The 9,112-nt window shown below is 67.1% G+C and carries 8 protein-coding genes; 6 read left to right on the top strand and 2 right to left on the bottom strand.

The annotated features are described in order from the left end of the window. Position 1 precedes the first annotated feature (1 nt). The 4 genes from F3087_RS37975 to F3087_RS37990 all read left to right on the top strand — a co-directional run bounded on the left by F3087_RS37975 (position 2) and on the right by F3087_RS37990 (position 3,091). Positions 2-1,345 carry an oxygenase MpaB family protein gene (locus F3087_RS37975; RefSeq protein WP_150406981.1) on the top strand — a complete coding sequence of 448 codons (1,344 nt, stop codon included), beginning with the start codon at positions 2-4 and terminating at the stop codon, positions 1,343-1,345. Continuing rightward, positions 1,342-1,944, top strand: a complete 603-nt coding sequence (locus F3087_RS37980; RefSeq protein WP_150406982.1) for a 2Fe-2S iron-sulfur cluster-binding protein — start codon at positions 1,342-1,344, stop codon at positions 1,942-1,944. The genes F3087_RS37975 and F3087_RS37980 overlap by 4 nt, the downstream gene beginning before the upstream one ends. A gap of 185 nt (positions 1,945-2,129) precedes the next feature. Further along, positions 2,130-2,339: a hypothetical protein gene (locus F3087_RS37985; protein ID WP_150406983.1), complete on the top strand. Its 210-nt coding sequence runs from the start codon at positions 2,130-2,132 to the stop codon at positions 2,337-2,339. Further along, positions 2,336-3,091, top strand: a complete 756-nt coding sequence (locus F3087_RS37990) for a hypothetical protein (protein WP_150406984.1) — start codon at positions 2,336-2,338, stop codon at positions 3,089-3,091. Before F3087_RS37985 ends, F3087_RS37990 begins: the two co-directional genes overlap by 4 nt. 3 nt (positions 3,092-3,094) lie before the next feature. Here F3087_RS37990 and F3087_RS37995 read toward each other — a convergent pair whose 3' ends face one another. Next, a complete protein-coding gene (locus F3087_RS37995) occupies positions 3,095-5,131 on the bottom strand; it encodes an ABC1 kinase family protein (RefSeq protein WP_150406985.1) in 2,037 nt (678 codons plus the stop codon). Between the two features lie 151 nt (positions 5,132-5,282). Here F3087_RS37995 and F3087_RS38000 point away from each other — a divergent pair, with 151 nt between their 5' ends. Then, a complete protein-coding gene (locus F3087_RS38000) occupies positions 5,283-6,269 on the top strand; it encodes an endonuclease/exonuclease/phosphatase family protein (RefSeq protein WP_150406986.1) in 987 nt (328 codons plus the stop codon). Here the strand turns inward: F3087_RS38000 and F3087_RS38005 are convergent. Next, a complete protein-coding gene (locus F3087_RS38005; protein WP_150406987.1) occupies positions 6,266-7,678 on the bottom strand; it encodes an MDR family MFS transporter in 1,413 nt (470 codons plus the stop codon). The two genes, F3087_RS38000 and F3087_RS38005, sit on opposite strands and share 4 nt — an antisense overlap. 590 nt (positions 7,679-8,268) lie before the next feature. Between F3087_RS38005 and F3087_RS38010 the strand changes: the two genes are divergently transcribed. Continuing rightward, complete coding sequence (locus F3087_RS38010) at positions 8,269-9,105, top strand: CPBP family glutamic-type intramembrane protease (protein WP_150406988.1); 837 nt, start codon at positions 8,269-8,271, stop codon at positions 9,103-9,105. Positions 9,106-9,112 lie beyond the last annotated feature (7 nt).

Genomic DNA, 9,112 nt, shown 5'->3' on the forward strand with positions numbered 1-9,112 from the left:
GATGCTGGACGTGCACGCCGACGCGCATCCCTACGATTACTACTACCGCCCGGGCATGCCGCTGCGCCCACCGCCGCCGCGTGCCGTCGCCTCCGAATTGTGGTACGAGCCAAGGAAATCGATCCTCGCGCCGTGGATCGACGTACGACAGGTGCCCGCCGAAACGCCACGCACCCGCCTGATGGCCGACCACCTCTGGCAGGGCGACGAGCCGATGGATCAGTTGGTCGCCGCATTCCAGCGCATCGGCACCGCCGAAGGCAGACGCCTCCTCAATCAAGCCCTCGACCACGGCATCCATTCCCTCGACGATCCGCCGCCGGAACTCGTGAATCTGTTCGCCGTGCTCGACAACCCGCCGGACTGGTACGACCCCGACCTCTGGGAACGCGGCCGCCAACTGTGGATCAACGTCTCCACCTCCGGCAAACTCGCGATGGGCGTGCAGGACTTCATGGGCACCTTCGTCGGCGCCGAGGTGGCCTCCGCGACCGGGGCCACCGGCCGCTTCGTCAACGACCCGTACCGGCGAAACCTGGAGACCTCCACCTGGTTCCGCAATGTGACCGTCCGCGGCGGTATGGACCGCTGGTCCCCGGTCTTCAAAGACACTGTCCGCGTGCGGCTCATGCACTCCCAGGTCCGCGCCGGACTCCGCCGCGCCTGGGGCCCCGACCATTTCGCCGTCCACGGCAACCCGATCTCCAACAGCACGATGATGGGCGCGGCCGTGACGTTCGGCATCTCGCCCATGTGCTTCGACCACACCCACGGCCGCAAATCCACTGAGCGGCAACGAGATGCGGTGATGCACTACTGGGCCTACATCGCCCACGTCTTCGGCGTCGCCGACGAACTGATCCCGCGCACCGCCGTCGAAGGCATGGAAATGTCGGACTACATGGTCGCCACCGCCGGCGTCGCCCCGGAATGGACCGCGAACATGGCCGGCGCCGCCACCCACCGCCTGGCGAACTCCACCAGCATCACCGATCGACTGAAAGTCCAAGCGACAGCACCGTTGCTCGGCCTGCTGGCCTACTTCAGCAGCGAACCCCTCGTCCGAGAACTGGTCCGCAGCACACCATTACGCGACGTACCGGTCCAACCATGGTCGACCCTGACCGGTGTGGCGGCCGCCCTCGACGTCCGCCTCCGTGCCCTCGACGACGCCTTACCCGGCGCACACCGCCGCATGATCCGCCGAGCCTCCGCCGACGACCCGGTCTGGCGCCGCAACACGAAGATCGCAAAACTCCTCGCCGCCCGAATCGGCATCTACGGCACCCCCTACGACCACCACGACGACTCGGCCACCGGCCTAGCCCGCTGCCCGGTCCGATGACCCCAATCCGACCCCTAGCCGTCGAACTACGCAGATCAGGCCGCACGATCCTCGTACCACCCACCCTGACCGTCCTAGAGGCCCTAGAGAACGAGGGCGTCCCCATCAACTCGATGTGCCGCGCCGGCATCTGCGGAACCTGCGAAACACTAGCTCTCACCGCAGCCGAACTGCGCTCCGCAAGCCCGCCGCGTCCCGCGACCGAGCTAGGTCCACCGAGTCGCGTGTCCCAACCGGGTTCGGCGAGTATGTCGCCACGCGTGCTCGAACCGGGCCGGCCGAATGCGTCGCGTCCCGTGAGCGAGCCGGGCTCGCCCAGCATGTCGCCTCGTGTGAGTGAATCGAGTTCGGCGAGTGTGCTGGGTCGCGTGTTAGAGCCGGGTTCGGTGGGTGCGCAGGGTTGCGTGACCGAGGCGGGCTCGCCGAGCGCGTCGCCTCGCGTGAGCGGATCGCGTTCTGAGATTGCGCCCGCGACCGAGCCGGGCTTGCCGAGTGTGCCGCATCCCAGGACCGGGCCCCCCGTCGATCGCTACCCCCGGCCTGTCCGCCTCTGTATCACCGCGCCCGGCAAGCTCACTCACCTGGTCTTGGATCTGTAGCCGGACCCCGATCTGCCGCTCAGCCCCACTCTCACGCTGTGGATCTGTACCAATCCGACACGAACTCCGTTGTGATCATGTCGACGCATGCAGCACCTCGGCCGATGGCACAGTAGCGTTGCCCTGGACAAGACCGGGGGACCGTGTGGGGCCGATTCGGTGGTGAGTTGAGCGGAGGCAGTGACATGACGGCGAAGACGTTGAACGACCTGGTGCCGGGTGAGCTGCCGGCCGGGATCGCCGCGTTGACACCGGAGGTCCAGGCTCAGCTGGCGACGGTGGTCGCGGAGGCTCGGCGCAAGCAGGCGAAGGATCTCGAGACCGCCGCTTACTCGCTGCTCGATTTCGTTCCCCGCTTCCTGCGTGGCGCGGTCAAGAAGGCGGCCGGCCTGTGACCGACGCGACCAGCGCCCAGATCATCAAACTCGCCCGTACCTTGGGCGTCCCGGTCGATCAGCTCGCTTACCTCACCGACGTCCCGGCCACCGATCTCAGGGACTTCCGTTACCAGGTCGCCGACCTCCTGTTCGACAGTCAGTCCGGCGGCCTGCGCAAGGTCGCTGCGGCCGCCAAGGTGATCCCGGCCCCGGTCATTGCCAAGCTGGTTGCCCGCAGCCGCAACGCTCTGCTCGCCGCGCGCATGGCCGGCGTCCTCGAACCGGCGCACGCGGTCGACGTCGCCAAGCGTCTCCCGGTCGACTTCCTCGCCGAGGTCGCCCCGCTGCTCGACCCGCGCCGCTCGGCCTACCTCATCGCCGGCGTACCGACGGACACCATTGTCGCGGTCGGCAAACTGCTTGCCCGGCAGGAGGATTGGATTACCCTGGGCGATCTGATGGCCGCCGTCTCCGACGAGGCCGTCCGCGCCGCGCAGGCCGCCCTCGACGGCACCGCGCTCCTGCACTCGGCATTCCTCATCGACGACATCGAGCACCTGGAACGCCTGGTCGGCCTGGTCCCCGAGCAGAAGCTCGCCGAAATGCTCAGGGCCGCAGCCGAACACGACCTGTGGGACGAATACCGCAGCACCCTCGGCGGTCTCTCCGACTCATCCCTCGCGGCCGTCCGCGCCGCGGTCGACCAACTGCCGGCCGAACACCGCGACCGCGCCCTCGCCGAAATCGCCGACCGCCGCCCCGCCTCGTAACGCTCAGGTCCGCAACAACGTCCGAATCCCGAGCACCGCCCCGATCAACCCCAGCGCGGCCGCGAGCACCGCGGAAACCGCCACCCCGTCGATCAATTCGGCGTCGCTCCCGGCCACCAGTAACACCGCCGCGGCCACCACACACGCCGCCGCGAACAACGCCGTGATCAACCGCTGCACGAGCCCCGAGACGAACGCGCGATCACCGGGATGCTCGAACACCCGCACCCCGACGCTGAATCGCCCCGCCTCCAGATCAGCGCTGAGCTTGTCGATCCGCCCCGGAAGCCGTTGCAGCACCGGCAGAATCGCCAACGCCTGCCCCTTGGCCCGAATCGCGAGCCGATCCGGCGCCAGCATCGGCGCGAGCACCTCGTCACCCACTTGCCGTGCGGCGACCAGCAATTCGAAACCCGGGTCGAGCAACAGCAACGTCCCCTCCACTGACGCCAGCGTCCGGAACACGCCGGCGATCTGGCCGGGAATCGCGAACCCGGCCGAGGTGATCAGCCCGATCATCTCGGTGAACAACGCCTTGCTGCCGCCAGCCCCGAACCCGCCCCGGAACCGCACGATGACCTGCCCGATCCGCCGCTCGAACGCCCGCCGCTCGAACTCCGCGGGCACACCGAGCAGCCGCAACATCGCCTCGGTCGCACCGACCGAATCATCACCCTCGATCGAGACCAGGAACGCCGCCAACGCCAGCCGCTCGGTCTCGTCGAGCCGGCCCACCGCACCGAAATCGAGCAGCCCGAGCCGGCCCGCCTCATCGACCAGTACATTGCCCGGATGCAGATCGGCGTGGAAGACCCCGGCCACCAGGATCTGCCGCAGCGTCTCGGCCAGCAAGGTCGACGCGGCGAAAGCCCTTGTCTCCGAGTCTAGTTTGTCGAGCACCCGCCGCGCCGACCCGACCGGCGTGCCGTCGAGCCGCTGCATCACCAGCATGGTCGACGACGAATACTCCGGATACGCCACCGGAATCGTGATCGCGCACTCGCCGGTCGTGGAATCCCTGAGTGCCGCAGCAAGATTGCGCATGTTGTCGAGTTCGATCGTGTAGTCGAGCTCCTCGGTCAACGACGCGGCGAATCCCTCGACCAGATCGGCGACACCCATCTCCCGCGCCCACTGCGCTTCCCGCTCCAGCCGTCCGGCGAACCGCCGCATGATCTGCAAATCCCGCCCGACCTGGACCCGCGCCCCTGGCCGCTGCACCTTCACCACCACCTGGCGACCATCCACCAGCACCGCCGCGTGCGCCTGCCCGACCGACGCGGCCGCCAGGGGCTCCTGCTCGATCGACTCGAACACCTCGTCGGCGGGACGGCCGAGCTGCGCCGCGATGATCAACTCCACCTGCGCCCAGGGCAACGGCGTCGCCTCGGTCTGCAACGTCGCCAGCTGATCGGCGAGCGTCGCCGGAATGACATCCCTTCGCGTGGAAAGCATTTGGCCGAGTTTGACGAACGTGACCCCCGCATCGTTCAACGCGTCCCGCAGATTCGCCGCCGCCGCACTGGTCCGATCCGGATGCGCCCGCGACCCCCGCAACAGGAACCCGCCGAGCCCGTGCCGGATCAGCACCCCGAGCAACTGCCAGTAGCGAATCGCCTCCTGCCGCGACCGCCGCGCCGCCCGGAACAGCGCGATCGGCCCGGGTATCGACCCGCTCGGCAGCACGATCTCCGCTACATACAGCACCGCGAGCAGCAGCACGAAGATCCACGCCCACAACAGGACTACCACGGTGAACGCGCCCCACGGATCCTGAATCCGGTCCATCGCGTCGACCAGCCCGAGCTTGCGCGCCAACCCGGTCGCCGCCGCGGACCCGGTCACCGGGAACACCGCCGAGAGCACGATCGTGCGCGGCCACCCGACCGGCGATCCGATCACCCGCCGGGCGACCGTCGCGATGAGCCAGACCATCAGCCCCCACCCGGCGATCACGAAAACCGCTGCCGCCCCCGTCATCATGACCATCCGCGATTCGTCACACGGCCGAGCATGCCGCAGCACAAGGGCCCTGAACATCGGGGATCACCCTGATGCCCGACGGCGTACCCGGCACGTAGCCGGGGGATGAACAGACATTTTCGGGTAGTCGAGTACGCGCCTGCGAACGCCCCGGCAGGACGACAATTGAAGGGTATGAACGGTCGGGGCCTTGATGAGGATGTGTGCAATGGTCACCCTGCGTATCGCGACGTTCAATCTCGAAAATTTCGATGAGACGCCGAATCCCACCCCCAACGAGCCGACCCTCGAAGACCGCATCGCGGTGATGCGACCGCAGATCAATCGCCTGCGCGCCGACATCCTGTGCTTGCAGGAGGTCAACGGCCAGGAGCGCCCCGGCCAGCCGCGCTCACTGATCGCGCTGACCGACCTGTTGCAGGGCACCGCCCTGGCCGGCTGGAACATCGTCTCGACCGAGAAGGCCAACGGCGAGGTGTTCGACGAACGCAACCTCGCGGTGGTCACCTCGCTGCCGGTCACCGCGCGCGCCCAGCTGCTCAACGACCTGGTCGCGGCCCCGGTCTACCAGGTGCTGACCGCGAATCCGCCTGCGGCGCAACCACAGTCGATCGCCATCGAACGCCCGATCCTGCACGTCGAACTCGACCTGCTCGGCTCCCCGCTGCACGTCATCGTCGTGCACCTCAAGTCGAAGCTGCCCACCGACATCGCCGGGCAGAAGCTGGATCGCTTCACCTGGCGCGACGCGGGCGCGGCCGCCGAGGGCTCGTTCCTGTCCGCGATGAAACGGATGAGCCAGGCCGTCGAGGTCCGGCGGCTGGTCGATCAGATCTTCGACCAGGACCCGGCCGCGCGCATCGTGGTGGCCGGCGATTTCAACTCCACCGCCGACGAGGTGCCGCTGGTCGCGATCCGCGGCGATGTCGAGGACACCGGCAACGGCGCGCTGGCCGGCCGGGTCCTGGTTCCGCTGGAGAACACGGTTCCCGAGTCCTCGCGCTATTCGCTGTTCCATCACGGCAAGGGGCAGATGCTCGATCACCTGCTGGTCACCCGGAACCTGCTGGCCAACTACCGCGGCACCGAGATCCACAACGAGCTGCTGCACGACGAGTCCGCCGACTTCGCCACCGACCGGAAGTTCCCCGAGTCCGATCACGCGCCGGTGGTCGCGACCTTCGAATTCGCCTAGCTGATCACGGTCTTGCGGCTCGGCATGCAGGCCGAGGCCAGCACCATCACGGCGGCCATCACCGCGACCGTGATGAAGACCAGGTGCACCGCCGAGGACAACGTCGCGGGCAGCGGATGATCGGTGTCGCCGATGCGCGAGTTCACGATCGCGCCGAACACCGCGACGCCGACCGCGCTGCCGATCGAGCGGGCGAACATATTCGCCGAGGTCACCACGCCGCGCTCGGACCAGTCCGCGCTCGTCTGCGCGGCGATGAGGGTGGGCGTCGCGACCAGGCCCATGCCGATGCCGATCACGAAACACGAGCCGGCGATCTGCCACAGCGTCGAATCCTCGGCGATCAGCAGGGTGGTCACGGCGCCGACCGTGGCCAGCCCGCTGCCGATCAGCGCGGTCGCGCGGAAACCGATGCGCAGGTACACCTTTCCGGCCTGGGACGCGGCGATCGGCCAGCCGAGGGTGAGCGCGCCGACGGTGAGCCCGGCGACGAGCGCGCCGGTGCCGAGCACGCCCTGCGTGAACGTCGGAACATACGAGGTCAGGCCGACCAGGATCGCGCCGACGAGAACCGACACCAGACTGCTCGCGATGACCACCCGCCGGGTGAACACCCACAGCGGCAGAATCGGATTCGCCGCCCGCCGCTCGACCAGTCCGAACAGCACCAGCAGCACCGCGCCACCGACGAAGATGCCGATGCCGGCGGGGGAGTTCCACGCCCAGGCTTGCCCGCCTTCGAGCAGGCCGAGGATCAAGGCGCCCGCACCCACGGTCAACAGCGCAGCACCGAGATAGTCCACCTGCTGCTTGCGCCGCGGCGCGCTCTCGGAGAACTTGCGCAGCAGCATCCAGGCCGCGACGGCCGAGAGCGGCAGGTTGATCAGGAAGATCCACCGCCAGCTGACGTAGTCGGCGAAGACGCCGCCGAGCAGCGGGCCCGCCACCGAGGACATCGCCCACACGCTGGCCAGATAACCCTGCACCTTGGCTCGCTCGGTGAGGGTATAGAGGTCACTCGCGATGGTCATGGTCATCGGCTGGATCGCGCCCGCGCCGATGCCCTGCACCGCGCGGAAGATGATCAGCCCGAGCATGCTGGTCGCCAGCCCGCACAGCAGCGAGCCGAGCGCGAACACCGCGATGCCGAACATCAGCACCGGCTTGCGCCCGACCGTGTCGGCGAGCTTGCCGTAGATCGGGACGGTCACCGCCTGCGCCAAGAGATATATGGAGAACAACCAAGGGAACTGGGCGAACCCGCCGAGCGTGTCGGTGATGGTCAGCACCGCGGTGGCGATGATGGTGGAATCCAGCGCAACCAGACCGGTCGCCAGCATCAGCGCGCCGAGGATGGCCCCGCGCTCCGATCGGAAGCCGACGCCCGATGCCACTGTCTCGGTTGCCACGCGTGCGGCCCCTTTCGTTTGTCCGACTAATCACCTTCAACGAACGTAGTCCTGGCCCAGCTATTCCCGCTCGGAATATTTTCGCGGCCCGGTGGTCGGGGAGGCCCGCGGCGGGGCTTCGGCCGACCGGAGTCGGCACCGATCGAGCCCGTCTCGCGTGGGGCTGCCTTGGTTCGGTGTTGGACGGGCGTACATAAGGAGTTGTACGACCGCACATCTCCGGCAAACAATTAGCAATCAAATTGGCGTGACGCGATGTTCCATCGAACGGACTCGAATGTTTCCGGCAGTTGAATGCGATAGGGCGAATGGTTGGCGACGTTTGTCCGACCAGGTGAAATCGGACGAAAAAACGGCGCGAATCGGACGTATTACCCCTCGTGCATGCGGAGGTCCTTACTCCGTATAAAACCGGTGGTCCAGCTCACAGGAGCTTCCAGGTGGAAGCTGTAGACAGTCATCTCAGTACAGTTGTACTGTCTGCCGATGTGTTCAGGACGACGCCGTAGGTAGGTGGTGTAAAGGCGCGGACGACCCCACTCCACCGATATGTACAGACCGACCCGACCGGAAGTGAACGGGGCCTCCCGATGGAAATCTTCTGCATAATTCTGCTTGTCTATCTCGTGTTCGCCGAGCCATTCTTCGAGATATTCTCGGTCCGCGTCTTCACGAAGGAATTCGGCGAACGGTCCGACGCGCGTGTTCGCCTGTATCAGGGCGGCGTCTTCCGGACCTGGGCCACCCTCGCCGTCATCCTGGTCGCCTTCGCGATCAGCGGCACCTCGGTGCACGAGCTCGGCCTGACCCACTTCGACTTCTCGATCTTCCGCGGCTTCTCCCTCGCGGAGAAGATCGTCAGCCTGGCCATCGTCGCCGTGTACGTCTCGTATCTCCTTGGGCCCGTGCTGATTCCGCTGGTCGGCGGCCGCCGCGGCAAGGACTGGATCGCGCAGCAGATCGAGTACGTCGTCTTCATCACCCCGGAGACCTCGATCGAGCGCTTCTGGTGGCTGGCCAACTCGTTCAGCACGCCCGCCGAGGAGGTCGTCTACCGCGGCTTCACCATCTACGCGGTCGCGCTGCTCTGGCCGGATATGCCGTTCTGGATCCTGATCATCGTTGCCGGTGGCGTCATCGATGGCCTGCGGCACGGATTCCGCCCCGCCGTCTCCGCCCAGGTGATATTCGGCGGCGTCGCCCTCGCGCTGACCTATAAATTGACCGGCGCGATCTGGCCGACCATTGCGGTGAAGCTCTTCCATGATCTGCGCGTGCTGGCCTTCCCGCTGGCCCAGGCGCGGCAGAACCTGGCCGCGCGAGGATTGTCCGAAATACCCGGGAAAACCCTGACCGACCACAATGTCCCCGCCGTCGCGGACAACACTGAAAATTCAGTCGAGCCACGTACTTCTGTTTCTACGTAGTAGGGAT

It is taken from the genome of Nocardia colli (assembly GCF_008704205.1).
GTDB lineage: Bacteria > Actinomycetota > Actinomycetes > Mycobacteriales > Mycobacteriaceae > Nocardia > Nocardia colli.